Source organism: Streptomyces sp. NPDC054047 (assembly GCF_055585065.1).
The window spans coordinates 964,106-987,715 of the sequence record NZ_JBVJKV010000002.1 but is presented as its reverse complement, the minus strand read 5'-3'; the positions used below and the strand labels follow the sequence as shown (position 1 = coordinate 987,715).

General features: G+C 69.0%; 20 protein-coding genes, 1 tRNA gene and 2 pseudogenes. 9 read left to right on the top strand and 14 right to left on the bottom strand.

Annotated elements, in window-relative coordinates; genetic code table 11:
- Window positions 1-51 precede the first annotated feature (51 nt).
- From ACZ6ZP_RS10905 to ACZ6ZP_RS10890, 4 genes are all read left to right on the top strand, one after another.
- Entirely contained in the window at window positions 52-1,551 is a 1,500-nt protein-coding gene (locus ACZ6ZP_RS10905; protein WP_469406400.1) for an FG-GAP-like repeat-containing protein, read from the top strand.
- A gap of 33 nt (window positions 1,552-1,584) precedes the next feature.
- Window positions 1,585-1,977 (top strand): hypothetical protein, encoded by a 393-nt coding sequence (locus ACZ6ZP_RS10900; protein ID WP_351161328.1) that lies wholly within the window; start codon window positions 1,585-1,587, stop codon window positions 1,975-1,977.
- A 152-nt stretch (window positions 1,978-2,129) separates the two neighbouring features.
- Window positions 2,130-2,354: a hypothetical protein gene (locus ACZ6ZP_RS10895; protein ID WP_351161326.1), complete on the top strand. Its 225-nt coding sequence runs from the start codon at window positions 2,130-2,132 to the stop codon at window positions 2,352-2,354.
- Window positions 2,354-2,743 (top strand): hypothetical protein, encoded by a 390-nt coding sequence (locus ACZ6ZP_RS10890; protein WP_351161323.1) that lies wholly within the window; start codon window positions 2,354-2,356, stop codon window positions 2,741-2,743. Before ACZ6ZP_RS10895 ends, ACZ6ZP_RS10890 begins: the two co-directional genes overlap by 1 nt.
- Window positions 2,744-2,813: 70 nt before the next feature.
- On the opposite strand, the gene ACZ6ZP_RS10885 is transcribed toward ACZ6ZP_RS10890, so the two are convergent.
- On the bottom strand, window positions 2,814-3,623 hold the full coding sequence (locus ACZ6ZP_RS10885; protein ID WP_469406399.1) for a hypothetical protein: 810 nt from the start codon (window positions 3,621-3,623) through the stop codon (window positions 2,814-2,816).
- A gap of 140 nt (window positions 3,624-3,763) precedes the next feature.
- Between ACZ6ZP_RS10885 and ACZ6ZP_RS10880 the strand changes: the two are divergent.
- Window positions 3,764-4,850, top strand: a pseudogene (locus ACZ6ZP_RS10880) (integrase core domain-containing protein).
- A 332-nt stretch (window positions 4,851-5,182) separates the two neighbouring features.
- On the opposite strand, the gene ACZ6ZP_RS10875 reads toward ACZ6ZP_RS10880, so the two are convergent.
- From ACZ6ZP_RS10875 to ACZ6ZP_RS10860, 4 genes and pseudogenes are all read right to left on the bottom strand, one after another.
- Window positions 5,183-5,256, bottom strand: a tRNA-Pro gene (locus ACZ6ZP_RS10875).
- A 414-nt stretch (window positions 5,257-5,670) separates the two neighbouring features.
- Window positions 5,671-6,108 (bottom strand): annotated as a pseudogene (locus ACZ6ZP_RS10870) (transposase); the annotation flags it as partial.
- A 74-nt stretch (window positions 6,109-6,182) separates the two neighbouring features.
- Window positions 6,183-6,839, bottom strand: a complete 657-nt coding sequence (locus tag ACZ6ZP_RS10865) for a class I SAM-dependent DNA methyltransferase (RefSeq protein ID WP_469406398.1) — start codon at window positions 6,837-6,839, stop codon at window positions 6,183-6,185.
- A gap of 66 nt (window positions 6,840-6,905) precedes the next feature.
- Window positions 6,906-7,418 (bottom strand): hypothetical protein, encoded by a 513-nt coding sequence (locus ACZ6ZP_RS10860; RefSeq protein WP_351161310.1) that lies wholly within the window; start codon window positions 7,416-7,418, stop codon window positions 6,906-6,908.
- Window positions 7,419-8,409: 991 nt separating this feature from the next.
- Between ACZ6ZP_RS10860 and ACZ6ZP_RS10855 the strand changes: the two genes are divergently transcribed.
- Together ACZ6ZP_RS10855 and ACZ6ZP_RS10850 are read left to right on the top strand one after the other, a co-directional pair.
- Window positions 8,410-9,162 (top strand): DUF6879 family protein, encoded by a 753-nt coding sequence (locus ACZ6ZP_RS10855; RefSeq protein WP_469406397.1) that lies wholly within the window; start codon window positions 8,410-8,412, stop codon window positions 9,160-9,162.
- Window positions 9,163-9,177: 15 nt separating this feature from the next.
- Complete coding sequence (locus ACZ6ZP_RS10850; RefSeq protein WP_469406396.1) at window positions 9,178-10,029, top strand: helix-turn-helix domain-containing protein; 852 nt, start codon at window positions 9,178-9,180, stop codon at window positions 10,027-10,029.
- 2 nt (window positions 10,030-10,031) lie between these two features.
- Here ACZ6ZP_RS10850 and ACZ6ZP_RS10845 read toward each other — a convergent pair whose 3' ends face one another.
- From ACZ6ZP_RS10845 to ACZ6ZP_RS10830, 4 genes are all read right to left on the bottom strand, one after another.
- Complete coding sequence (locus ACZ6ZP_RS10845) at window positions 10,032-10,184, bottom strand: bromodomain-containing protein (RefSeq protein ID WP_366462841.1); 153 nt, start codon at window positions 10,182-10,184, stop codon at window positions 10,032-10,034.
- A gap of 247 nt (window positions 10,185-10,431) precedes the next feature.
- Window positions 10,432-11,778 carry an MFS transporter gene (locus tag ACZ6ZP_RS10840; RefSeq protein WP_366462842.1) on the bottom strand — a complete coding sequence of 449 codons (1,347 nt, stop codon included), beginning with the start codon at window positions 11,776-11,778 and terminating at the stop codon, window positions 10,432-10,434.
- Window positions 11,779-12,211: 433 nt separating this feature from the next.
- Window positions 12,212-12,592, bottom strand: a complete 381-nt coding sequence (locus tag ACZ6ZP_RS10835) for an MmcQ/YjbR family DNA-binding protein (RefSeq protein WP_351161293.1) — start codon at window positions 12,590-12,592, stop codon at window positions 12,212-12,214.
- Window positions 12,593-13,165: 573 nt separating this feature from the next.
- Window positions 13,166-14,152, bottom strand: coding sequence for an alpha/beta fold hydrolase (locus tag ACZ6ZP_RS10830; RefSeq protein ID WP_469406394.1), 987 nt, complete (start codon window positions 14,150-14,152; stop codon window positions 13,166-13,168).
- Between the two features lie 376 nt (window positions 14,153-14,528).
- On the opposite strand from ACZ6ZP_RS10830, the gene ACZ6ZP_RS10825 reads away from it, so the two are divergent.
- Together ACZ6ZP_RS10825 and ACZ6ZP_RS10820 are read left to right on the top strand one after the other, a co-directional pair.
- On the top strand, window positions 14,529-18,041 hold the full coding sequence (locus ACZ6ZP_RS10825) for a ThuA domain-containing protein (RefSeq protein WP_469406392.1): 3,513 nt from the start codon (window positions 14,529-14,531) through the stop codon (window positions 18,039-18,041).
- 82 nt (window positions 18,042-18,123) lie between these two features.
- Window positions 18,124-18,942: a sugar phosphate isomerase/epimerase family protein gene (locus tag ACZ6ZP_RS10820; RefSeq protein WP_469406391.1), complete on the top strand. Its 819-nt coding sequence runs from the start codon at window positions 18,124-18,126 to the stop codon at window positions 18,940-18,942.
- Here ACZ6ZP_RS10820 and ACZ6ZP_RS10815 read toward each other — a convergent pair.
- The 5 genes from ACZ6ZP_RS10815 to ACZ6ZP_RS10795 form a co-directional block, all read right to left on the bottom strand.
- Complete coding sequence (locus ACZ6ZP_RS10815) at window positions 18,918-19,508, bottom strand: GNAT family N-acetyltransferase (RefSeq protein WP_469406390.1); 591 nt, start codon at window positions 19,506-19,508, stop codon at window positions 18,918-18,920. The two genes, ACZ6ZP_RS10820 and ACZ6ZP_RS10815, sit on opposite strands and share 25 nt — an antisense overlap.
- Window positions 19,505-20,068, bottom strand: coding sequence for a helix-turn-helix domain-containing protein (locus ACZ6ZP_RS10810; protein ID WP_469406389.1), 564 nt, complete (start codon window positions 20,066-20,068; stop codon window positions 19,505-19,507). Before ACZ6ZP_RS10810 ends, ACZ6ZP_RS10815 begins: the two co-directional genes overlap by 4 nt.
- A 61-nt stretch (window positions 20,069-20,129) precedes the next feature.
- Window positions 20,130-20,939 carry an ABC transporter ATP-binding protein gene (locus tag ACZ6ZP_RS10805; RefSeq protein ID WP_469406386.1) on the bottom strand — a complete coding sequence of 270 codons (810 nt, stop codon included), beginning with the start codon at window positions 20,937-20,939 and terminating at the stop codon, window positions 20,130-20,132.
- A gap of 38 nt (window positions 20,940-20,977) precedes the next feature.
- The gene (locus ACZ6ZP_RS10800) at window positions 20,978-22,006 is read right to left on the bottom strand and encodes an ABC transporter substrate-binding protein (protein ID WP_351161704.1); all 1,029 of its coding nucleotides are present in this window, start codon (window positions 22,004-22,006) and stop codon (window positions 20,978-20,980) included.
- Window positions 22,007-22,093: 87 nt separating this feature from the next.
- Window positions 22,094-22,975 carry an ABC transporter permease gene (locus tag ACZ6ZP_RS10795; protein ID WP_361461332.1) on the bottom strand — a complete coding sequence of 294 codons (882 nt, stop codon included), beginning with the start codon at window positions 22,973-22,975 and terminating at the stop codon, window positions 22,094-22,096.
- Window positions 22,976-23,610: the final 635 nt, after the last annotated feature.

Below are 23,610 nucleotides of genomic sequence, written 5' to 3'. Positions count from 1 at the left end.
TCACATCCGCGCGCACGCGTCTCGACGTCGCTTGCGCTCTGAGGAGGAACCGTGGGCATACGCCGACCCGCCATTTCGACCGCCGTGGCCGCCGCCCTGATCGGGTCGCTCGGCGTGCCGATCGTCGCCGGCACCGCTGCCGCGAAGGACGGCGCGAAGGACGGGGGCGCCGCAGCCGTGGGCACCGTGCGCGAGGACTTCGACGGTGACGGCTACCAGGACGTCGCCGTCACCGCCCCCGGCGCAAAAGTCGGCGGCCATGCCTGGGCCGGCTACATCACGGTCAGCTATGGCTCGGCGCAGGGCATCGACCCCGCGCGCACCACGGTCATCACCCAGGACACCCCGGGCGTGCCCGGCGAATCGGGCGACGACAATGCCTTCGGCTACACGATGGTCTCCCGTGACCTGGACGGCGACGGCCTGGCCGACCTGGCGGTGAGGGCCCGCAGCTACCGGCCGGATGACAACGTCAACGGATCGGTCATCGTCCTGTGGGGCCGCAAGGGCGGCATCTCGGGCCAGGACGCCGTCCGCGTCCCCGCACCGGCGAACGCGGATGTCGGGGACCACCTCACCGCGGGCGACTTCGACGGTGACGGGCACCCGGACCTGTTCATGCGCAACGGCGACGACTACGACTACCACGACGTGCTCCACGGCCCCTTCGGCCGGGACGGCGTCCCCGCCCGCTCGCAGCAGCTGAAGGTGTACAGCACCGACAACTCCATCAACTCGACCGCCGCGGGCGACTTCAACGGCGACGGCATCGAGGACCTCGCGACCTTCTACGTCTACGAGAACCACGCCGAGGGCGGCAAGCTGTGGCTGGGCAGCAAGTCCGGCCTGTCCACCGCTCCGAAGGCCCTGAACTCCGCATCCAGCACCGCCGTCGCCGACTTCGACCAGGACGGCTACGCGGACCTCGCCACCCGGATCATCCCGAACGGCGACACGGAGGGCACCGAGAAGGACCCCGGCACCCTCAAGATCTACTACGGTTCGCCGTCCGGCCCCAGCCAGACCCGCACGCAGACGATCACGCAGAAGACGGCGGGTGTGCCCGGGGCGAGCGAGAAGGGCGACCAGTTCGGCGGCCGGCTGAGCGCGGGCGACGCGAACGGCGACGGATACCCCGACCTGGCCGTCGGCGTCCCCGGCGAGGCGATCGGTTCGAAGGCGAAGGCCGGTGCCGTGGTGCTGCTCAAGGGCGGCAAGGGCGGGCTCACCGGCAAGGGCGCGCAGGCGTTCCACCAGGACACGGCGGGCGTGCCGGGTGCCGCGGAGTCCGGCGACGTGTTCGGAGGTTCGCTGCGGCTGCTCGACGTGACCGGTGACGGCAAGGCGGACCTGACCGCGGGCGCGCCGGGCGAGAACCTGGGTACGGTCGTGAACGGCGGCGCGGTGTGGCTCCTGCGCGGCTCCGCCTCCGGAGTGACGGCCGCGAACTCGACCGCCCAGAACCCGACGGACATCGGAGCACCGGCGCCGAAGGCACTGTTCGGCGAGAACCTGAGCGCCGACAACGGCCCCGGAACAAGGATCCCCTAGGCCCCTGGGAACGACCTGCCGGAAGGGGCGAATGTGGCTGGCGATGTGACTGCTGACCTACGCCGCAGACTCGTCGAGCGGCACGAGAGACAGCAACTCGACCGCATGCAGCGCGCCGCCTCCGAGGTGATCACGTCACGCATACCGGCGTCCACGGAGGTGCCGGAGGCCGCTCTGGAAGCCGTACGGGAATTCTGGAACATATCCACGGAGCCCGCCGGGACACTGAGAGACGAGGCGGGTGAGGAACGTCTGGACTCCTGGACGGGGGAACTCCTCACCCGACCTGGATGCCGTGGTCGGAGCGGACTTGACCTTGACGCTGGGCTTGAGGACAGCGAGATCGGCCAGGCCCCGGCCGACTGGTTTACCCCGTTCGACTCCGCCCACGCCCGCGATTCTGCCCGCGGGTTCCGCCACGCCTGACCACTCCGCTGCCAGGGAGGAACACCCCATATGACCCGAGACGATCAGGCTCCCGTACCCGGGGTCTGGCAGCCCGGAGCGCGCCGCCCATCACAGGTGGGCGATCCCGTGTTCACTAGCATCCCATGCTAGCAATTGCTAGCATGGGATGTATGGACAGCGACCTGAAGCAGCTGAACGTCCGGGTACCGGCCAAAACGCACGATCTACTCAAGAAGCGGGCGGGCCGGAGCCACATGTCTGTCCAGGCGTACGTGTCCGGGCTGGTCGAGAAGGACATCGACCCCAGCCGTGAGGCGTTCGTGGCCGGTCTGGTCAGTGACATGGCCGATCTGGTGGCTGAGTTCGACGAGGCGTTCGAGGCGGGCAACCGCTGATGTTCCTGCGTGTCGACGCCGGCTGGATCGAGGAATCGCTCCAGCAGTTCGAGCAGCAGACGGGCCGGGAGACCGGCATAGATGACTGGGGTGCACTCGCGGCCGCCTTGTACCGCCACGCGTACGAACTGCACGCGGGCGAGCCCTTCTATGTGGAGACGCCGGTCCGGGCGGCGATCCTGCTGCAGATGTTCGTGACCACCCGTCCCCTACAGGACTACAACGGCCTGGCCGGCAGCGCGCTCGCACTGCGCTACATGCGCGAATCCGGCGAGCCCGTCAAGGCCCCCGCCGGCGGCCTGCCCGAGCTCGTGACCGGACTGCGTACTGGCACTCTCACCCTGCGCACCGTCGCCGGAAGGCTGCGCTCGTGGGCCACACCCACCTGAGCCGCGGAGGAAGGCGTCTTGCCTTGGTCCGCCAATGCGCCACCGGTTACCGCGCGTGGTGATGACCAGGTCAGGATCTGTTGAATCCCAGGAAAGGTGATGCTGCCACGGGATGGCGCCTGGCCGCGGGTCCGGTAGGAGCGGGTGTAGGTGTCAGCGTCAGGGCTGTACGTGTGCGGTGGCGTTTGAGGTAGTAGGCCATGCGCGTGTCCGCCGAGGTGGCGGCGGTTGCCTTCTCCCAGCAGACGGCGACTGCTTCTTTGAAGAACCGGCGTACGGATGCGCCTTCGTAGTCCTCGGTGGTGACCTTGACCAGCAGCCGCTCGGGTTCCTGCGTCCGGCTGCGGGCCGGGGAGAGCTCGGCTGCTGGGGCCGGCTGGGGCCGGTTGGGCAGTTCCGCAGTCTGCAGGGTGCTGGTGGCGTGCGGCATGAATGCTGCGGCGGCGAGGATCAGACGGTCGACAAAGTGCGCTCCGGGCAGCGGTAGTTCGAGGTCGGGGTGGCGGTCGTAGCCGGTAGCCACAGCGCTGGCGACGTATTCGATGACGGCCTGAGCCGCGGGTGTGTGCCTGTGGGCGGTGAACCGGCTGAGCCGGCTCAGGACCCGCAGGAGTGTGGTGAGGCTGGTGTCGGCGGTCAGCACCTGAAAGGCGAGGGTGCCTTCGCCGGACTGTGCGGTCTCGGTTTCCTGTGTGGCCTGGCGCTGCCATAGGGCGGCGGCGTGAGTGTCACCGCGGGCGAGGTGTTGCAGGTAGAGGCAGTAGGAGGCGGGCGCGTCGTCGGCTCCGGCGGCGTACTGCCACCAGAAGCGGGCGCCGTCGTCCAAGCCGGCGAGCTGGAGGGTGCAGCCGAGGATCCACGCGGCCCGGGGCTGGGGCACTTGCTCGGTGAGGAAGTCGGCGATCTGTTCGATGGTGCAGTGACGGACGACCTGTCCCGCTCGGAAATAGGATTCCGGCTCTGGCCTGCAGCTTCTCCACGCGGGGCAACAGCCTCGATGGCGCCTGGGATGCTCCTTCGATGTCGCTGTCGATCGTCACCACCCTGGTCCGGAACCTGATAAAGCTGCCGTATGCCGTGCTCCGCAGCCGCGTGGCCAAGGACGCAGAGGTCCTCGCGTTACGGCATGAGAACGCGGTGCTGCGCCGTCAGATCGCCCGCGTCCGCTACGAGCCCGCAGACCGAATCTGGCTTGCCGCGCTCTCGCGGTTCGTCCCGCGCGAGCGCTGGCGCCAGGCCTTCGCGGTCACCCCCACCACACTGCTGGCCTGGCACCGCCAACTCATAGCCAGGAAATGGACGTTCACGCGGCACCGCCGCCCCGGCAGACCCTCCACCGCGCCCGCCGTTAAACAGCTCATCCTGCGCATGGCCCGGGAGAACAGCAGCTGGGGCCACCGCCGGATACAGGGCGAACTCGCCCGCCTCGGCTACCCGATCGCCCCGTCCACAGTCTGGGAGATCCTCCACGCAGCCGGCATCGACCCCGCGCCGCAGCGCTCCGGCCCCACCTGGCGGCAGTTCCTGACCGCACAGGCCCACGGCATCATCGCCGCCGACTTCCTGCACCTGGACACCATCTCGCTCGAGCGCCTGTACGCCCTGATCTTCATCGAACATGGCACCCGCCGCGTCCACCTCGCCGGCATCACCGCCCACCCCACCGTTGCGTGGACCGTTCAGCAGGCAAGGAACCTTGCCATGGCGCAGGGGCACCGGTTGGAGTCCGCTGCGCTTCCTCCTCCGGGACCGGGACAGCAAGTACACCCGTTCCTTTGACGCCGTCTTCGAGGCCGATGACATGGAGATCCTGCTCAGCCCGCCGCAGGCGCCCAAAGCGAACGCGATCTGCGAGAGAGTCGTGGGAACCCTCCGCCGCGAGCTCCTCGACCGCATGCTGATCTACAACGAGGCCCACGCTCGCGCAGTCCTGGTCGAATACATCAGGCACTACAACGGGCACCGTCCCCACCAGTCCCGGCAGCAACTACCCCCAGACAGCACCGAACCAGCCGCCCCGGCCCATGTCACCAACCTCCAGGCCCACCGGATCCGGCGCCAACGCCTCCTCGGAGGCCTGATCAACCACTACGAAAGAACCGCCTGACCGAACGGACTCGCCGCAGCTCACAACACCGAATCGTATTTTCGAGCGGCATACGGTGAAAGCCGTCAAAGGGTCGAATGGGAGCACGGCCCCATGACGAGTATTCGGACAAGGGGGCGGACAGTGCGACCCCTTGCCTCGTACACCAGACCAAGCAGCAGAGATGTTCCCTGGGAGCGACCGGATCGGGTGACCAGCCGTCGACCCCCGGTTGACGTGGCTCCCAGACTTTCGCTCCCAGGGAGCGCGGGAAGCCGCTTCCCGCTCCCAGAATTGCTCCCAAAAACGAAGTAGGGGCCATCCGAAGATGGCCCCTACCTGCGACGTTTCCGTCGGGACGACAGGATTTGAACCTGCGACCCCTTGACCCCCAGTCAAGTGCGCTACCAAGCTGCGCCACGTCCCGATGCCCGTGTGACCTGGGGTTTCCCCTGGCCGAACGCGCACCGAAACAATACCGCACTCCAAGCCGTGATCGCTCACGCCTTTTGAGGCCTCTTGACCTCAAGTTAACTTGAGGTTGCACGCTCGGTGGCATCACGATGACGACGGAACGCCTGCACGGATACGCAGACCTGGTCCCCCTCATGGGGCGGATGGCCGGGGACGAGAAGCACGGAAGGCGCTCCTCACTCCTGTGACGGTCCGTGCTCTCACCCTCCCGATGGACCAGGCGGCGCGTGGCCGAGATCACCATCCTCGTCCAGGTGTTTCGGCGCGAGCCGGGGATGACCTCCATGGTCATCTCCACTTCGGGGACCGGGACGCCCCCCGCCGGTGGATCTTCGGGTGATCCTTCGAGCAAGGTCATGACCTGTTTCCATGTCCCAGCGGCCAGCCAGCGCCGCCACCGTGCATACAGGGTGCCGTTCCCGCGGTCTGCGGGAAGCTCGCGGAACAGGATCCCCGTACGAGCCTTGATCAGGAACGAATCGAGCACATCATGTGACGGCACGATCTCCGTCCCCACGTGGCGCGAGTGGCAGACCGGCTCGCCCCGGTCCCACGCCCCATCTGTCAGCGCCGGGACGGTGCGTCCGTGATCACGGAACCACCGGCCCACGGGACAGCCCTTGCCATGGGACACAGCCGCCACCGGTTCAATGATCTTGAGCTGCACCTTCAGGAGATTGAACACGATCGCCTTGTCCGTCAGCGAAACTTCCGGGCTCAGTCGCTCGTGAGCCAACGCGGCGAGACGCTCCAGAGCCCGCGCCTTCTGCGCCGCCACAGCTGCCAGATGAACCCGGCGTGCCATACGAGAGATGTCCACGACAGACGACAATGCCCCCCACCCCCGCAGCATGGGGAACGGGGGCACGACAGATCACTTCACGTGACTGCAGCTCGCGCGATCAACGTGCCGATGTGACCGGGTGTCGGCGCCTCGATCACGTGCACCGCGGCGCTCCCGAATCCGGCCCGCAGGAGCAGCCGCTCCCAGATCGCGGGCTTGTAGCTGTAGCGGTAGGTGAACATCGCCTTCCCGGCGAAGCCGCCCTTGTACATCCCTTGCGGGCCGTAGGCTCCGGGGATCGCGGGTGGCTGGCTGAACACGAACACGCCGCCGGGCACGAGGCGTTCGCGCACGAGTGGGAAGAGTCTGCCCGGATCGACGAACCAGGCGGCGCCGAAGATCGAGTACACAGCGTCGTAGGTGCGGGTGTCCTCGCGCAGGAAATCGAGTACCTCGCCGCACGTGAACTCCGCCCCCGTCTCGGCCCATCGCTCACTGGTCTTCTTGACCATGCCGGGCGAGAGGTCGACGCCACGGGCGGCGATGCCCTGGCCGGCGAGATGGGCGAGCGCGCGGCCGGTGCCGCATCCGATCTCCAAGACGCCCGCGGGCTCACCGAGCAGTTCGAGACCGGGACCATGTCCGGCGTACTGCGTCCAGTTGAGAACGGGCTCGGCACTCGCACTGAACGCCGACTCCGCATAGGTGTCCCACAGTTCGGTCTCTGCGGCGATGTCGTGAGGTACAGGCACGGGGTTCCTTCGTCGTGGCGGAAGCCTGCCCCCGCTCGGGAACGTGGGGGCAGGCGGTCCTACTGATCAGTGACTGTCGGGCACCTTGTCGTCGCACGGCGAGCAGCTGGTGCCGTCGATGGCCCACAGCTCTTCGTCCGCAGCGAAACCCTGCTCACGGATCACATCGGCGGTGCGGATGACCAGGCCGTCGCTGCGGCGCCGGACCAGCGGCGCATGGTGCTTGTACCGACCGCCGTTGTAGACCTCACAGAACGCAAAGTACACGGGCGTGTCCAGGATGATCTGATGCACGCCGATGTCGACGACCTTGCCGATACCGATGTGCAGATCGGGACGCTCCATGGCGGTGATCAGGTACATCACAGCGTTGCCAAGGATGCGTTCAGCCATGTCCTTGACCATGATGTTGTCGCGCATGAGCAGCGCGATCTCCCGGTCCCACAAGCACCCTTCGTTGCCGGGGGCGTCGAAGACGTTGTAAGTGCACTCCTTCACGTACGGGCGCACCGCATTGAGCAGCTCCCGCGGTTCCCGGCAGAGTGTGACAACCGGGCTATCGGCGAGTTGGATCACCATGGCACTTCCTTCTTTCATGGAGGAGTTGTCCCGCTCCGGTCGCCTTGCTCGGAGGCGGACGACCGGAGCGGGATGGGCGAACGGCGGCGGGGACCCTGACGGGGTGCCGTCATCACCCGCCGCCGCCCGGCACAGTGGGCAGAGGTAGACGACGCGTCCGGCGCCGGATGCCACGTGTTCCAGGGCGACGGGGACCGGTTCGTCCGTGTCCTCGTTGCACTCGCGGCAGGTCTTGGTCATCGCCTGCCACCCGCACACTCCGGGCACACGCCCACAACTCGGCTTTGACCTTCCGGCCGTAGAGGTCCCGGTACGTGACGGTGCCGAGCAGCCGGTCACGGTAGAGCCGCGCGCCGCACAGGGCGCAGGCCTGCTGGGTGAGCTGAAGATTGCTCAGCGTCGCAGGGTCGGGCAGGAGCACCGTCTTCATGCCCCGCCCCCTCGGGGTCGGTGCCGCGGACACGCGCAGGGCGGGTACTTGGGCCCGTCGTCCAGCGCCAGGGCGCCGTCACTGTAGACCTGACGCATCCCGGTATCGCTGGTCACGGCCCCATCCGGGGCCACTCGGTACACCCGCAGCGTCAGCCTGCCTGGGGGCTCACCGGCGCCCCCTGTCGGACGATCTGTCATCTCTCGCGGCCCCCTCGCCGGAGTTGATCAGCAAGCCGTATGGCCACCTCGGGACGGACACGCCCAAGATTCACCGACCCGTAGTCGACCCCCAGGGAGGGGTAGACGATCCCCACATCCGCGAGGGCATCGCGCGCCGCTTCGGTCGCTGCGTACGGATCGACGTCCTGCGATTCTTGTGTGACGGCCATGAACTGGACGCTAGGGACGACGTGTTCGCAGGAAAAGCGAATGTTCTCGGATGTTCTCGCGCATTGGCTGAGTGTTCCCTGGTGTTCTCACACAGGCAGCGAGAGTCTGTGGTGCACGGCCCGAAGCGTCGCCATCCTGGAATGATCACCGTCCCTGAAAGGACACGATCGTGACTCGACGCCTGCGCTTCACGGGTACCGACAGCAAGAACGGCGGCTGCCCGGCCCTGCACGAGGACTTGGACAGCCGCGAGATCATCGTCCAGGGCACACCGTTCACCGACCCCGACGGCGTGGCGCAGCTGAAGCACTTCGGTGCCGGGGACGTCGCCGTCGTCGTACCGCGCCAACTGCTCGTCAACTGGGCACCGAAGGAGATGGAGCGCGTGCCGCAGATGATCAGCCCGGAGGAGTTCGGCCGTCTCTTCGAGACGTTCGAGCACACGGCCTGGCACCTGGAGACTCGCTCCGGCTATGCGTCCGACCGTGAAGACCTGGACTTCGGGGCATTCCTGAGGACCGGCAAGGTGACCTGGGATCTCGACAGCACGTGGAACCAGAACATCCGCGGCCAGGTCGACCAGGGCAAGCGCGTGGGTCGCGTCCGCGTCCTCGACGACCCGCCGACCGACGGGCAGCGGTTTCTGCTGGCCTATGGCGCCGTCAACGTGGCGGCCGGCGAAGATGTCGGCTGCCTGTGGCGCAGCGAGGCGCAGCGGATCGGCCCGCTCGACGAAGACTTCTGGATCTTCGACTCACGGCTCGTCGCCATCCTGCACTTCGACGACACGGACGTACTGACCAGCATCGAGACCATCACGGAGCCCGCCGAAGTCGTGCGGTACTCCATGGCGCGTGACGCCGCAGTGCATCACGCCATCCCGTACGCGGACTTCGTAGACCAGGCGTCCACGACTGAGTAGTAGCGAGCGTGACCGGTGAGCACCGACTATCAGCAGGCGCGGACGGCTCTTGGGGCACGGCTCCGGGAGCTTCGGGTCCAACGGCCTGGAGGAAAGCTCACCGGTCCCCAGCTCGCCGCCCGACTCGGCTGGCCGCACTCCAAGATCTACAAACTCGAAGGCGGCAAGCAGACGGCCACGCGCGACGATCTGCGCGCCCTCGCGGCTGCCGTCGGCAACCCTGAAGCGTTCGATGAACTAGCCGCGCGCCTTGCAGGGTTCGAAACCCATATCCAGTCGTGGCGGCGGCAGCTGGCGGACGGACACCGGCCTGTGCAGGAGCGATGGAACGCGGAAATCGACCGCGCCACAGTTGTCCACGCCTGGGAAGAGGCGGTCATCCCCGGCATGCTCCAGACCACCGACTACGCGCGGCACGCCCTCAGCCGCTACGCCGACCTGCACGGATCTGCCCACGATGTCGAAGACGCCGTACGCGCAAGGGCGCGGCGGCAGGAATGGTTGTCCGAGCGAGACCACCGGTTCCGCGTACTGATCTGGGAAGCAGCGCTGCGCTCTTTGATCTGCCCGCCCTCCGTCCTGGCGATTCAGCTGGACAGGCTGACCGCGATGATCGGGATGGACACCGTCGACCTGGGGATCATCCCGTTCACGGCTTCCGTGAAGGTCGCCCCCGCCAATGGCTTCTGGGTGCTCGATGAGCGGCTCGTCATCGCTGAAGACTGGCACGCAGAGCTGTGGCTGGACGACGCGGACAGCATCACGCTGTACGCGAAGGTCTGGAACACGCTTCGCGAGTCGGCCGTCTACGGCGCCGACGCGCACAACGTCATCAACAACGCTCGGCGGGCACTTACGGCGCGGTGATGTCATTCCCCCCGCGATGGCACCCGCGCTACCAGCTCGCACAGCAGCCGCGCATCTTCGGCCCGCTGATCTCCCGCCGTCGCGGCGTGCGCCACGACGTCCATCACGTCGTGCGCTTCGTCCAGGGTCAGCGCGAGGCACATCTCTTGATCCATGCCGGGCACCGTAGGACACGGCCTGCGGGAACGTGTGTGCCTGTGGACAACTACACCGGATGGTAGGCGCGCGAGCGCAGGCCCGTGCGCACCACCTCGCCGATTTCGGCCAGGGTCGGGGGCGCCGTGCGCGGATACCCATTCCCGCAGGCAGCGAAGGATCTGCTCCTGCCGCTCGGTCTGGTAGTCGACGACGTACATACGACTCAGTTCTATTTCCTGGGCAGCCGCGCCACCGCCGAGCTGATCACCTGTCCGCGCGGCGCGCCGCCGCTTCGTGCCGAGGTCCATCGGCAGCGGTCTTGCGAACCGGCTTTCCGGGCCCCGCTCCCCCGCCCGATACCGGCGCCCTCCCGTCCACCCGCACCAACCCGCGTATCGCGGGCACCGAGAGCATGGCCAGGCAGACGACGACCGTCGTCACGGCGCCCGTGATCAACACCTGCTCCGCGCCGAAGGTGCTCGCGGCCGGTCCCGCGAGGGCCTGGCCGACCGGCAGCAGGGCGATCGATCCGGCGACGTCGTAGGCATGGATGCGGTTGAGGACGTCGGGCGGCACCTGGGTCTGGACGCTCGTCGCCCACATGACGCCCCAGAAGGAGAGCCCGGCGCCCGCGACCGCGGCGCCCGCCGCCATCAGCGGGACGCCGAGCTGGGCGCCGACGGCGGCCGGGAAAGCGCAGTAGCCGACCAGGGCGAGGGAACCGGCCCGGAGCATGCGGCGGGGCCGCAGCCGCAGGGCGACCAGGCCGCCTAGTACGGTGCCGGCGCCCAGGGCGGAGTTCACCAGGCCGTACGCACCCGAGCCGTGCTCCTGTACGACGAGAGTGGCAACGAGTGGTGTCAGCGGGCCCGTGGTCGTGATCATCAGGACGCAGAAGATGGCGATGACGCCCCACAGCCAGGTGCGGGACCTGAACTCCCGCCAGCCCTGCACCAGATCGGCCCGGAAGCCGTTGCTGTGCGGGAGCGAGCCGGGGAGTGCGGGCGGCAGCCGGAGCAGCACCAGGCACAGGGCGCTCAGGCCGTACGTCCCCGCGTGCGCGGCGAAGACGGCGCCGGGCGAGGCGAAGGCCACGAGGACGCCCGCGACGGCCGGTCCTGCCAGGGCCGCGGCCGACTCGGCCACGCGTATCGCGCCGTTGGCCTTCTGGACGTCGGTGGCCAGGCGCGGGACCGTGCTGGCGACGCCGGGCTGGAAGAGGGCGCCCGCCGCGCCGTTGACCGCGCCGATCACGCAGATCTGCCAGAGGACGACGTGATCGGTGAAGAAGAGGACCGCCGCGACCGCCTGCGTGCCGAGCCGGACCACGTCCGCGCCGATCATCAGCAGGCGGGTGCTGAACCGGTCGGCGAAGACCCCGCCGAAGATCACCAGACCCGCGAAGCAGACCGTCGTGGCGGCCATCGCGAGACCGACGGCGCCCGCTCCGTGCCCGTGCTGGAGCAGGCCCGCGGCCAGCGCGACGGGCAGCATGGTGTCGCCGAGCTTGGCCACGGTCCGTGCGCCGAAGAAGAACCCGAAGTCCCGCGACCAGATGCCCTCGCGGTCCGCGGTCAGCCGCAGGGTCTTGCGGTCAGGGGTCACTCGCACGGCCTCGCGGTCAGCGCTCCCCCGCAGGGCCTCGCGGTCAGCGCTCCCCCGCAGGGCCTCGCGGTCAGCGGTCACCCGCAGGCCCTTGCGGCCGGGCGCGGTGCGCTTGCCCCGCACCTCAGTCGCCGGATCCCGCGCGCGCTTGTCCTGCTCCTCTGCCGCCGGACCTCCCACGCGCTCGCCCCGCCCCTCTGCCGCCGGACCCCCCACACGCTCGCCCCGCACCTCCGCCGCCGGACCCCCCACACGCTCGCCCCGCACCTCCGCCGCCGGACCCCGCGCACGCCCACGCCCGGCGCCCTCGTCCACCCCGTCCCCTGACGGCACCCCTGTCCCCTCCCCTGGCGACAGCGCCGGCCCCGCCGTCCCGCGAGTCCTCGCCCTCCACCCTGCCTGGATCATGCCACGGGGCACTGACAACGGCCGGTCCCGCTCAGCTCTTCGGCGGAAGCCCCAACTCCGGGTAGGCCTCCAGGAGTCGGGTGGGGGCGGCCTGGCGCCAGGAGTCGGCGAGGATGTCCTTCAGCTCGGCCGTGTCCAGGGCCGAGAGCCGTGCGCGCACCCAGGCGAACATCGCCTCGTGGTCGGCGATCCAGAACTTGTCCGGCTCCGCGAGGACCAACTCGTCGCGCTCCTCCTTCGGGCACCGCACGGCGATGGACGTCTCGTCCTCGGGCAGCGTGGCGAACATCTTTCCTGCCACCCGGAAGGTGGGCATGCTCCAGGCGATCTTCTCCGTCGTATCCGGCAGGGCCAGTGCGACACGGCGGACATCGTCACCCGTGACCTGGGCTTTGGCATGAGCTCGAGACATGCCCTGAACGGTAGCCAACGCCACTGACAGCGACCCCCCCGGACGCCGTTCACGACACGGCGGCACGGCGGCACGGCGACTCCGCGAGACGGCGAGACGGCGAGACGGCAGAACGACGAAGCGGCGGGCCCGCCACACTGGAGGTGGCAGGCCCGCCGCGTTACGGCGAAGAGGAGGGGTCAGGACGCGAGGGCCCAGGCCTTCCGGTGGCTCGGCATGCCGTCGGCCGTGCTTCGATCCTCGCACTGCTCACAGATGGCGTGCTGCGCACAAGCCCGCGGTTGAGCGGGCTCGCCCTGAGCAGTGCGTGCGGCCAAGTAGACCGCGATGTAGGCAGGACCGGCCGTAATCACAGCTACGGCGATCTCGGTGAAGGCCATCGGTCTCACCCCCCAGTCTCACTGTCGTGTCCGTATCACCATAGGGGCACGGGGTGTTGACGGTAAGCAGCTCGCCGAGAAGGAGCAACTGAGGCCGGATCAAGGCCTGTGCGTGGCTGGATGCGGCTGCCGATGCGGGGCGTCCCATGCCGGGCGACCCATGCCGGGCGTCCGATACTGGGCGCTCCCGCCCTCACAGCACCCGCTTGTCCAGCCAGTTCCGCAGGTCCTCCTGGACCTCGTCCCTGTTCGTCTCGTTGAGGATCTCGTGGCGCGCCCCCTCGTACCCCCTCCACGTGAGGTCGTCCAGGCCCACGTACCGGTAGTCCTCAAGGAGTTCGTGGACCAGCGTCATGCCCTGGTTGCAGGGGTCCTCGGTGCCGACGGCGATGTGGACGGGCAGGTCCGCCGGGACCCGGGCCAGGTTCCGCGGGTCGTTCATCTTGCGCACCGCGCGCACCCAGTCCAGGCAGAGCCCGGCGGAGAAGGGGAATCCGCAGCGCTCGTCGGCGACGTACACATCGACCTCGGCCTCGTCGCGGGAGAGCCACTCGAAGCCGGTGCGGTGGGGGTACGGGTCGTTGAAGGCGGCGAACAGTTCGGGGAGGTAGGAGGAGAGCGCCTCGCGGCCGTCCTCGGCGATCTCGCGCTCCAGGCGGGCGATCGACTCCTCGATCCCGACGCCGGGCAGCGAGCGGAACGTTCCGGAGAGGATCAGTCCCGCGAGGCCGTCCGGGTACTCCTGGGCGTAGTCCCTGGCCAGGTGCGAACCCATGCTGTGGCCGAGCAGGAAGAGCGGGGTCCCGGGGTTCAGGGTGCGGACCTGGTCGCCGATGACCTTGAGGTCGTCGACGATCGCGCGCCAGCTGTCGGCGGCCTCCGCGTCCGAAGGTGTGTCGGCGGAGGTGCCCGTCACTCCGTACCCACCGGTCGCCTGCGCCGTCGCGCCATGGCCACGGTGGTCGGAGGCGATCACACCGTAGCCGTGTGCCGTCAGGTGGCGGGCGAACCGGTCGTAGCGCAGGCCGTGTTCGCCCGCGCCGTGCGCGATCTGCACGTAGGCGCGCGGCCGGCCGCCTTCGGGCAGCCAGGTGTACGTGGCGACGGGTACGCCGTCCACCGCGTTCACGAGTCCGGCGGTGTACGCGGCGGGGGCGGGCGTCGAGGCGTGGTCAGACATTGCGGAAGGCTCCCCTTGTACGGCTTCGGTTCTGTGCACGGTGCACGGTGCACGGCTCGGTCCCGTGCCCGCGTACGGCTTCGGTCTGCGTACGACATCGGTACGGCTTCATTTCCTGGTCCTGGAACCCTCCCCCGCACACGCGACCTCATACCAACACCTCGCGCCCACTGCCCGGTGACTCCCTTCTCACGCCAGGCCCTCCCGACCCATTGACCCCCCGTCAGAGCGGAACCTACGCTGAACAACGCGCAGGAGAAAGCGCTTTCTAGCACACTCTCCCCGCGCACTCCGCGCCACTCGCACACCGCGCCACTCGCACTCACCGCACACCCGGCTACCGGCAGCCGTCCACCCGCCCAGCCCAGGGAGCGCCATGAGTTCCACGAGTCCCACCGCGCCCAGACGCGGCCCCGTCCGGCCGAGACCGGGCCCCACCACGCCGAGCCCCTGGCTCGCGATCATCGCCCTGCTGGCCCTGGTCATCGGCCTCGGCCTCACCGCGACGCCCCGCGCGCAAGCGGAGGCGAAGGCCGGCCCCTTCCGCGTGCTGGTCTTCTCCAAGGTCACGAACTTCCCCCACGACTCGATCCCCGCGGGCGTCGAGGCCATCAAGAAGCTCGGTACCGAGAACGGCTTCGAGGTGGAGGCCACGGACGACGCCGCCGCCTTCACCGACGCCAATCTCGCCCGCTTCCAGGCCATCGTCTTCAACAACACCAACTCCACCCCGGAGAAGGGCGACCTGCTCGACGCCGAACAGCGCGCGGCCTTCCAGAAGTACGTCCGCGCGGGCGGCGGCTGGGTCGGGCTGCACGCGGCATCGGCCAGCGAGCGGGACTGGACCTGGTACGAGGGTCTGGTCGGCGCGATCTTCGACAAGCACCCCGAGGTGCAGACCGGGCGGGTCAAGGTGCTCGACCACGCGCACCCCTCCACCAAGGGGCTTCCGGAGCTCTGGGAGCGCACGGAGGAGTGGTACAACTGGCGCACCAATCCGACCGGGAAGGTGCACACGCTCGCGCAGGTCAAGGTGCGCGACGGCGTCACCGGGCTCGACGAGGGCGTCGACCAGCCGTGGTCCTGGTGCCAGAACTACGACGGCGGCCGCTCCTGGTACACGGCGGGCGGGCACGACAAGTCGGCCTTCCAGGAGGAGGGTTTCCTCAAGCACGTCCTCGGCGGCATCGAGTGGGCCGCGGGCGACAAGCCCGGTGACTGCACGGCCACCAAGACCGGCGCCTTCCAGCGCACGCCGCTCGCCACGAACGACCTGGCCGACCCCTTCGAGCTGGCCGTCGCCCCCGACCGCCGGGTGTTCTTCATCCAGCGCACCGGGAAGCTGAAGATCATCGACCAGGAGTCGCTGAAGGTCTCCACGGCGCTCGACTTCGACTACACCCCCGAGATGACGAGCCAGTCGGACGGGCTGCTCGGCCTCGCGCTCGACCCGAAGTTCCAGGACAACCACTGGGTCTATCTCCTGAACTCCGACAAGACCGAGAAGCGCATCAACCTCTCCCGCTTCACCGAAGCGGGCGGAAAGGTCGATCCGGCGACGGAGAAACGGATTCTGACCATTCCCACCTTCCGTGGCGAAGGCCGGGCGAACTCGCACATGGCAGGCTCGATCGCCTTCGACAAGAAGGGCGACCTGTACATCGCGACGGGTGACAACACCGACCCCTTCGCATCGGACGGATTCAGCCCGATCGACGAGCGCGAGGGCCGCCGCGCCTGGGACGCGCAGGGCACCTCCGGCAATACGAACGACCTGCGGGGCAAGGTCCTGCGCGTCACGCCCGAGGACGACGGGACCTATTCCGTGCCCGAGGGCAATCTCTTCGCGCCGGGGACCGACAAGACCCGCTCCGAGATCTACGCCATGGGCATGCGCAATCCCTTCCGCATCACCACGGACCCGCTGAGCGGCGCCCTGCTGATGGCCGACTACGGTCCCGACGCGAAGGCCGCCGTCGCCGACCGCGGGCCGGAGGGGACGGTCGAGTACAACCGCATCACCAAGGCGGGCAACTACGGCTGGCCCTACTGCATCGGCGACAACACCCCGTTCAACGACTACGACTTCGCGACGAAGAAGTCGGGGGCGAAATTCGACTGCTCGAAGATCGTGAACGATTCGCCGAACAACACGGGCCTGCGCGACCTGCCCCCGGCCCAGCCCGCGAAGGTCTGGTACGCCTACTCGGCCTCCGAGAAGTTCCCCGAGCTCGGTACGGGCGGCGGCGGCCCGATGAGCGGCCCCGTCTACGACTACGACGCGGACAACACGTACAAGACCAAATTCCCCGAGTACTTCGAGGGGAAGTGGTTCAACTACGAGCTGACGCGGCAGTGGTTCAAGGTCTTCTCGATGCAGGAGAAGGACCAGACGTTCACCGATCCGCGCTTCGAGCCCGCCAAGGCGGGCGACCTGAATTCGATCAACTCCATTTTCCCTGACATGAAATGGAACCAGCCCTTCGACGCCGATTTCGGGCCTGACGGCGCGATGTACGTCATCGACTTCGGGCTCGGCAGCGGCACGGGCCGCGGCGGCAGCAACGAAGGCGCGGGCATCTACCGCATCGACTACGTGGCCGACGGGCGGCTGCCGGACGCCCGCGTCACGGCCACTCCGGACAACGGCGGCGTCCCCCTCAAGGTCAAGTTCTCCAGCGCGGGGTCGGGGCTGCCCGGCGGCAAGCCCGTCACGTACGCGTGGGACTTCGACGGCGACGGCACGACCGACTCGACCGAGGCGAACCCGACGTACACCTACACCAAGAAGGGGCAGTTCAGCGCGCGCCTGAAGGTGACGGGCCCGGACGAGCTGAGCGGTCTGGCCGTGCAGGAGATCACCGTCGGGAACACCCGGCCCGTGGTGACGATCCAGCAGCCGCCCAACGGCGGCACGTTCAGCTTCGGGGACACGATTCCGTTCAAGATCAAGGTGACGGACAAGGAGGACGGGCCGATCGACTGCAAGCGGGTCGTCGTCCAGTCCCAGCTCGGGCACGACACGCATCTGCATCCGCTGGACAACTACACCGGCTGCGCGGGCGAGATCGTGACGGACGCGGGCGACAGCCATGGCGCCGGTCAGAATCTCTACTACGGGATCACCGCCCAGTACGAGGACAAGGGCGCGTCCGGGGTGCCCGCCCTGACGGGTTCCTCCTCGCTGACCCTGCGGACCTCCTTCCGCGAGGGCGAGCACCGCACCTCCACCGGCGGCGCGCACGAAGGCGCGACCATCGGTGACCGGGCCGACGCGTCGGGCGGCAAGCGGCTCATCGAGATCGAGGACGGGGACTGGGTCTCCTTCGACCCGGTGCATCTCAAGGGCGTCGACTCCGTGACGGTGGGCGCGTCCTCGGGCGGGCTCGGCGGTGACATCGAGTTCCGCGCCGGCTCTCCCACGGGCAAGCTGCTCGGCAAGGTGAACGTGCCGAACACGGGCGGCTGGGGCAACTTCGTCTCGCCGACCACCGCGCTGGCCGTCCACGACGGCACGACGAAGCTGTACGCCGTCTTCACCAACCCCGAGTGGGCGCCCGACAAGGCCGACCTCCTCTCGGTCGACTGGCTGCGCTTCAACGGCCCCGGAGTCGAGAAGAAGGCCGGCGCCAAGGTGACGCCCAAGGCGGCACCGGCCGACGGCACCGCGCCCCTCGCCGTGAAGCTCACCAGCACGGTGAAGCTCCCGGAGGGCCGCACCGCGGCCTCGTACCACTGGGACTTCGGCGACAACGCCAAGCCGAGCGGCACGGAGAGCGGCAGCGCCGAGCACACGTACGCGCGCAAGGGCTCGTACACGGCGCATCTGACCGTCACCGACGACAAGGGCGACACGACGACCGGCGCGGTCAAGATCACGGCGAAGTGAGGGGGCAGCCATGTCAGCGATGAAGAGAACCGGCAGGAGAACCGGTCTGAACGGAACCAGACGAGCCTTTCTCGGTACGTCGATGGGGCTCGCGGCAGCGCTCGGCACCGCACTGCCCGCGCGCGCGGGTGAGTCGTCCGGGTGCCGGCGCATCCCGCGCGGCGGCATCGGCATGCACCTCTACACGATGCGCGCCGCCCTCGCGCAGGACTTCGCGGGCACCCTGGAGCAACTCGCGGACATCGGCTACGCGACCGTGGGTGTCAGCGGGCGGCACGGGAACGGCGCGGCGGACATCCGGCGGATGCTCGACGCGGTGGACCTGAAGGCGGTCCTGGAGCACGTCGCGTACGACACGCTCAAGGGCAGCGGTCTGCCGCAGGCCCTGGAGGATCTGCACACCCTCGGCGCGAAGTGGCCGGTCGTGCCGAGTCTGCCCGGCGCGCTGCACACCCCGGACGGATTCCGGGAGGCGGCACGGCAGTTCAACCGCATCGGGCAGGCATCGCGCGACGCGGGCCTCGGCCCGGTCCTCTTCCACAACCATGGCACGGACCATGTGGTGGTGGACGGCACGAGCCTGTACGACATCCTCGTCGAGGAGACCGACCCGCATCTGGTCGGCTTCGAACTGGACGTCTACTGGGCGGCGAAGGGCGGCGCCGATCCGGCGACGTACTTCGTACGGCATCGGCGGCGGTTCCCCGCGCTCCATGTGAAGGACATGGCGCCGGACGGCGGCTTCGCCGACGTCGGCTCGGGGACGCTGGACTTCGCCGCGATGTTCGACCACGCGCGCGAAGGCGGCGTCAAGCAGTGGCTGGTGGAGCACGACAGCCCCACCGATCCGTTCGCCACGGCGCGCAACAGCTACGCCTACCTGGCGGCGCTGCGGTACTGACGTGCGGGGTCCGGCTGGGGCGCGCCCGAACTACCCACCTTCTTGAAGAAGAGGGTCGTCGGGTGGAGCGCCCCGGCCGGATCGGCCGCGTAGTCCGGAATGACTCCGGCTGCCGTCCAACCCCCGGACCGGTAGAGGGACTCGGCGGGGCTGCCCGTCTCGGTGTCCAGGACCAGGAGGGTCACGCCAGCGTCGGCCGCCGCCTGTTCCGCCGTGGCCAGGAGGGCGCGGGCGAGGCCCTGGCCGCGCGCGGAGCTGTGCACCATCAGCTTGAGGATCTCGGCGCGGTGCCTGCCGTTGGGCTTGTCCACGAAGCCGACGCCGACGGTGCCGGTGATCCGCTCGGCGTCGCGCGCGGCCCAGACGGCGAGCCGTCCGTCCGCCACTGCCGGGGCCAGGCCCCGCCACCAGTCGGCGGCGGCCACCCGGTCGAGGGGCGCCAGGAAGCCGAGTGAGGAACCGCCGTCCACGACGTCGGCGAGCAGGGCGCCCAAGTCGTCGGCGAAATCGATGAGTTGATCAGGGTTCAGGCGTGTCGGCGTCGCGGTGGGCCGTCCCGCCCTCATCGCGCGACCACCACCAGGGCGTACCGCACGGCATGCTCCCCCACGCACCGGAAGCGCGTCGGCCCCCAGAGCCGGAAGCGCAGGCAGTCCCCGACGTCCAGGGAGTGCGCCTCGCCCTGCACGGTGATCTCCAGCGTCCCGTCGAGCACCCAGATGTGCTGTTCGATGCCGGGCACGGGAGGCCGGTCGTACGCGACGTCCGCGCCCGGTTCCAGGCGGCCCTCGACGAGTTCGCCGCGCAGCCCCGCGTGGGGCGGCGACACCGAGCGCCGCACGAAGCCGGACGCGCTGTCCGTCCACACGCTCTGGTCGGCCGCGCGCACCAGTTGCGCGGGCTCGGCCTCCACCTCGCTCAGGAGCTGCGACATGGTGCGTTCGTAGACGGCGCAGAGCCGGTTCAGGAGGGAAGCGGTGGGGCTGATCTCCGAGCGTTCGGCACGGGAGAGGGTGGAGCGGCTCACGCCGCTGCGGTCCGCCAACTCCCCCAAGGACCAGCCTCGTTCGGCGCGCAGCTCGGACAGGCGGGCGGCGAGCCGTTCGTCGACACCATCATGTTCCATATTCGGGACACTATCCCGAATATGAGACGGACGGCAATCGTCGGCGCCCGTGACTCAGGCCTCACTCGTGCGCCGACACCGCCCCGAGGAGCTCGCGGATGCGCCCGGTGGCGTCGCGGAACTCGGCCGTCGCCAGCGTCGTCGCGTACGAACGCTCGGCGGGCAGACCGACGTCGATGATCTCCTCCACCGTGCCGGGGCGCGGGCTCATCACGACCACGCGGTCCGCGAGGTAGACGGCCTCCGGGATCGAGTGGGTCACCAGGAGCACGGTGGTCCCGGTCTCGCGCCAGATCCGGTTCAGCTCGACGTTCATCTGCTCGCGCGTGAGCGCGTCGAGCGCTCCGAAGGGCTCGTCCATGAGCAGTACGGGCGGCTTGTGCAGGAGAGCGCGGCAGAGCGCGACGCGCTGCTGCATGCCGCCGGACAGCTCGTGCGGATAGGCGTCCTCGAAGCCGTCGAGTCCGGTCATGCGGATCAGTTCGTCGGCACGCGCGCGTGCCTCGGCGCCGGGGATGCCGCGCATCTCCGCCTGGAGCAGGATGTTGCGGCGTGCCGTGCGCCAGTCCAGGAGCGCGGCCCGCTGGAAGACGTAACCGATGTCGCGCCGGGGCCCGCGCACCTGCTCGCCGCCGAGCAGCACGTCGCCCGACGAGGGCGCGAGCAGTCCGGCGATCAGTTTCAGGAGGGTGGACTTGCCGCAGCCCGAAGGCCCGACGATCGCCACGAACTCGCCGGCGCCGACGTTCAGGGTGACGTCCCGCAAGGCGGTGACGTCCTTCTTCTTCGTACGGAAGCGGACGGCGACGTCACCGAGGCACACCGCGGACGGTCTCGCTTCCCGCGCCGGCACGGGCGGCTGGTCGCTCATCTTGAGAGTCGCATCCTTCGTCATCGCGCTGCCGCCCCTCAGCCCTTGATCCCCTGGGCCGAATCCCAGTAGTCGGCGACGGGCTTGGCCTTCTTGACCAGGCCCGCCTCCGAGAAGACGTCGATGGTCTGCTGCCAGTCCGCCTCGGTGTTGGCGCCCGGCGCCTTCCCCTGTGTCGCGTCGGTGTGCAGGAGGGTCAGCGTCGTCTTGAACTGCTCGGACAGGACGTCCTTGGGCGGCAGTTGCTCGGAGGCGCCGTCCATCGAGGCGACCGCGGGCTCCGGGCTCTTCTCGGCGGCCGCCCACGACTCGCTCACGGCGGCGGTCATGCGTTTGGCCAGGTCGCCCCTGCCCTGGAGGGTCTTGGGCCCGGCGATGAGGCCGTTGGAGTAGAAGTTGAGGCCGTTCTCGGAGAAGCGCAGATACGAGACGCCCTTCTTGGCCTTGTTCTGCATGGTGGGGCCCTGGTCGCTCGCGTACCCGAGCAGTGCGTCCGTCTTGCCGGAGATCACCGCGGCGATCTTGCCCGCCGGGTCCGTGTTCTGGACCTTGACGTCGGAGAGTTCCATGTCGTTCTTCGCCAGGAAGATCGGGAAGGTCTTGGTGAGCGCGTCGCCCGCCGTGCCCGCGATCGTCTTGCCCTTGAGGTCGGCGGGCGACTTGATGCCCTGCGCCTCGAAGTACTGCACGGACGCCGGCGTCGTCTGGAGGAAGACCCCGAGGCTCTTCACCTTGACGCCCTGGTCGACGCCCGCGAGCACCGCCGGGGTGTCCGCCCAGCCGAAGTCGGTCTGCCCGGCGCCGGTGGCCTGCACGGTCTTCTGCGAGCCCTGGCCCGCCCTGATGTCCAGGTCGATGCCGTGCTTCTCGAAGATCTTCTGCTGCTTGCCGTAGTAGAACGGCGCGTGTTCGCCGTACGGGTACCAGTTGAGCGTCAACGTCACCTTGTCCAGCTTCTTGCCGGAGTCGCTGGTGCTCGTCTTGTCGTCATCGCCGCCGCAGGCCGTCGCGGTCACCGCGACGAGGGTCAGGGGGACGAGGCCGGTGAGCAGTCTGCGCGCGTGCATGGGGCGGCCCTTCTCGCGTACGACGGACATGGGGATATGGGGACACGGCTGGGGGCGGGGCGTGGCGTGGCAGAGCGCGTGGCGGCGTCAGTACGACGTGGTGGCGGCCACGTCCCTGCGGCTCGCGTGCCACGGCAGGAGCAGCTTCTCGGCGATCTCGACGAGCACGAAGAGGACGACGCCGATCAGCGACATGACGAGCAGCCCCGCGAAGAGCATCGGGGTGTCGAGGTTTCCGTTGGCCTGGAGGATCACGTATCCGAGGCCTTCGTTCGCGCCGACGAACTCGCCCACGACCGCGCCGGTGACGGCGAGGGTGACGGCCACCTTCAGGCCGGAGAACAGGTGCGGCAGCGACGCCGGGAAGCGGATCTTGAGGAAGGTCTGCCAGGGCCGCGCGCCCATGGTGGCGGAGAGCTGGAGCATCTCCGGGTCGACGGCTTTGAGGCCGGTCACCATCGAGATGACGACGGGAAAGAAGGCGATGAGAACGGCGATGAGGATCTTCGGGGCGATGCCGAAACCGAGCCAGACGACGAACAGCGGGGCGATGGCGATCTTCGGCACGACTTGGGCGAAGAGGAGGATCGGGTAGAGCGTCTTCTCGACGGTCGTCGAGTAGACCATGAGGACCGCGGCGAGGATGCCGACGGCCACGGCGATGACGAAGCCGAGCAGGGTCTCGTAGGTGGTGACCCAGCTGTGCTGCCACAGGTAGTCGGGCTTGTCGAGGATCACGTCGAGGGTCGCGCCGGGCGAGGGCACGAGATACGCCTCGACCATCTCGGTGGCGGCGATGAGCCACCAGGCCCCGAAGCAGACGAGCAGCAGCACGAGCGGCCGCCAGCTCTTCTCGGCCGCGTCGGCGGTACGTTGCCGCAGAGTCGGGCGGCTTCGGTCGACAACGCCCGCCGTTTTGACGGCAGTTGCCTGCAGTGCGCTCTGGCTCACGGTGAACTCCCCTGGCATTCAGCGAACTTCGGAGTCAGTTGCGGAGGGGCGTGCGGGTGGCGCGGAGAGGTGCGGAGATGTCCGGGACGGTGCGGGAAGGTGCGAGAAGGTGCGGAAACCGCTTTCAGAAAGCGCTTTCTGATAAGGTGTCCGCCACGCTAATGACTGGCTGACCGCAGGGTCAATAGGTCGGCTCGAAGTTTCGCGGCGCGAGACGAAGGGGGCGCGGTGCGGGCGCTAGGGCGCGAGCAGGGAGCGGGTGCGGGGCGGGCGCCGGGGGGCGAGGGGGAGCCCGGGGCGGGGCGGTCCCGCCGCCGTGGGAAGGAACCCGGAGACGGGCCGGCCCGTGAGGAGCAACCCGGATCGGGGCGAACCGGCGAGCGGCAGCCCGAGGCTGATCTCGAACGCGCCCAGCGGGACGCGCCACGCGGACGGGGGCGCAAGCAGCAAGCCACGCCCTCACGCGGTCGCGGGCTGGGGCGCGGGGCAGAGCCTGGGGCTGGGCGCGGACGCGACGGGGACCCCGGAGCGGGGCGGGCCAGCGAACAGCAGCCTACGACCGGGCGCGGGCGTGGACGCGGACGTGAGGACGAACCCGGCGCTGGGCGCCGACGCGAAGAGCAACCCGGACCAAGGCCGACCCGCAAACAGCA

Bases quoted from the DNA above. Each gene is read 5' to 3' on its own strand.
- ACZ6ZP_RS10860 (WP_351161310.1), bottom strand. From the start codon at position 7,418: ATGGTGATCCAACTCGCCGATAGCCCGGTTGTCACACTCTGCCGGGAA.
- ACZ6ZP_RS10800 (WP_351161704.1), bottom strand. From the start codon at position 22,006: ATGCACGCGCGCAGACTGCTCACCGGCCTCGTCCCCCTGACCCTCGTC.
- ACZ6ZP_RS10795 (WP_361461332.1), bottom strand. From the start codon at position 22,975: ATGCCAGGGGAGTTCACCGTGAGCCAGAGCGCACTGCAGGCAACTGCC.
- ACZ6ZP_RS10830 (WP_469406394.1), bottom strand. From the start codon at position 14,152: ATGTCTGACCACGCCTCGACGCCCGCCCCCGCCGCGTACACCGCCGGA.
- ACZ6ZP_RS10890 (WP_351161323.1), top strand. From the start codon at position 2,354: ATGTTCCTGCGTGTCGACGCCGGCTGGATCGAGGAATCGCTCCAGCAG.
- ACZ6ZP_RS10895 (WP_351161326.1), top strand. From the start codon at position 2,130: ATGGACAGCGACCTGAAGCAGCTGAACGTCCGGGTACCGGCCAAAACG.
- ACZ6ZP_RS10820 (WP_469406391.1), top strand. From the start codon at position 18,124: ATGGGGCTCGCGGCAGCGCTCGGCACCGCACTGCCCGCGCGCGCGGGT.
- ACZ6ZP_RS10835 (WP_351161293.1), bottom strand. From the start codon at position 12,592: ATGTCTCGAGCTCATGCCAAAGCCCAGGTCACGGGTGACGATGTCCGC.
- ACZ6ZP_RS10845 (WP_366462841.1), bottom strand. From the start codon at position 10,184: ATGGATCAAGAGATGTGCCTCGCGCTGACCCTGGACGAAGCGCACGAC.
- ACZ6ZP_RS10805 (WP_469406386.1), bottom strand. From the start codon at position 20,939: ATGAGCGACCAGCCGCCCGTGCCGGCGCGGGAAGCGAGACCGTCCGCG.
- ACZ6ZP_RS10825 (WP_469406392.1), top strand. From the start codon at position 14,529: ATGAGTTCCACGAGTCCCACCGCGCCCAGACGCGGCCCCGTCCGGCCG.
- ACZ6ZP_RS10815 (WP_469406390.1), bottom strand. From the start codon at position 19,508: ATGAGGGCGGGACGGCCCACCGCGACGCCGACACGCCTGAACCCTGAT.
- ACZ6ZP_RS10810 (WP_469406389.1), bottom strand. From the start codon at position 20,068: ATGGAACATGATGGTGTCGACGAACGGCTCGCCGCCCGCCTGTCCGAG.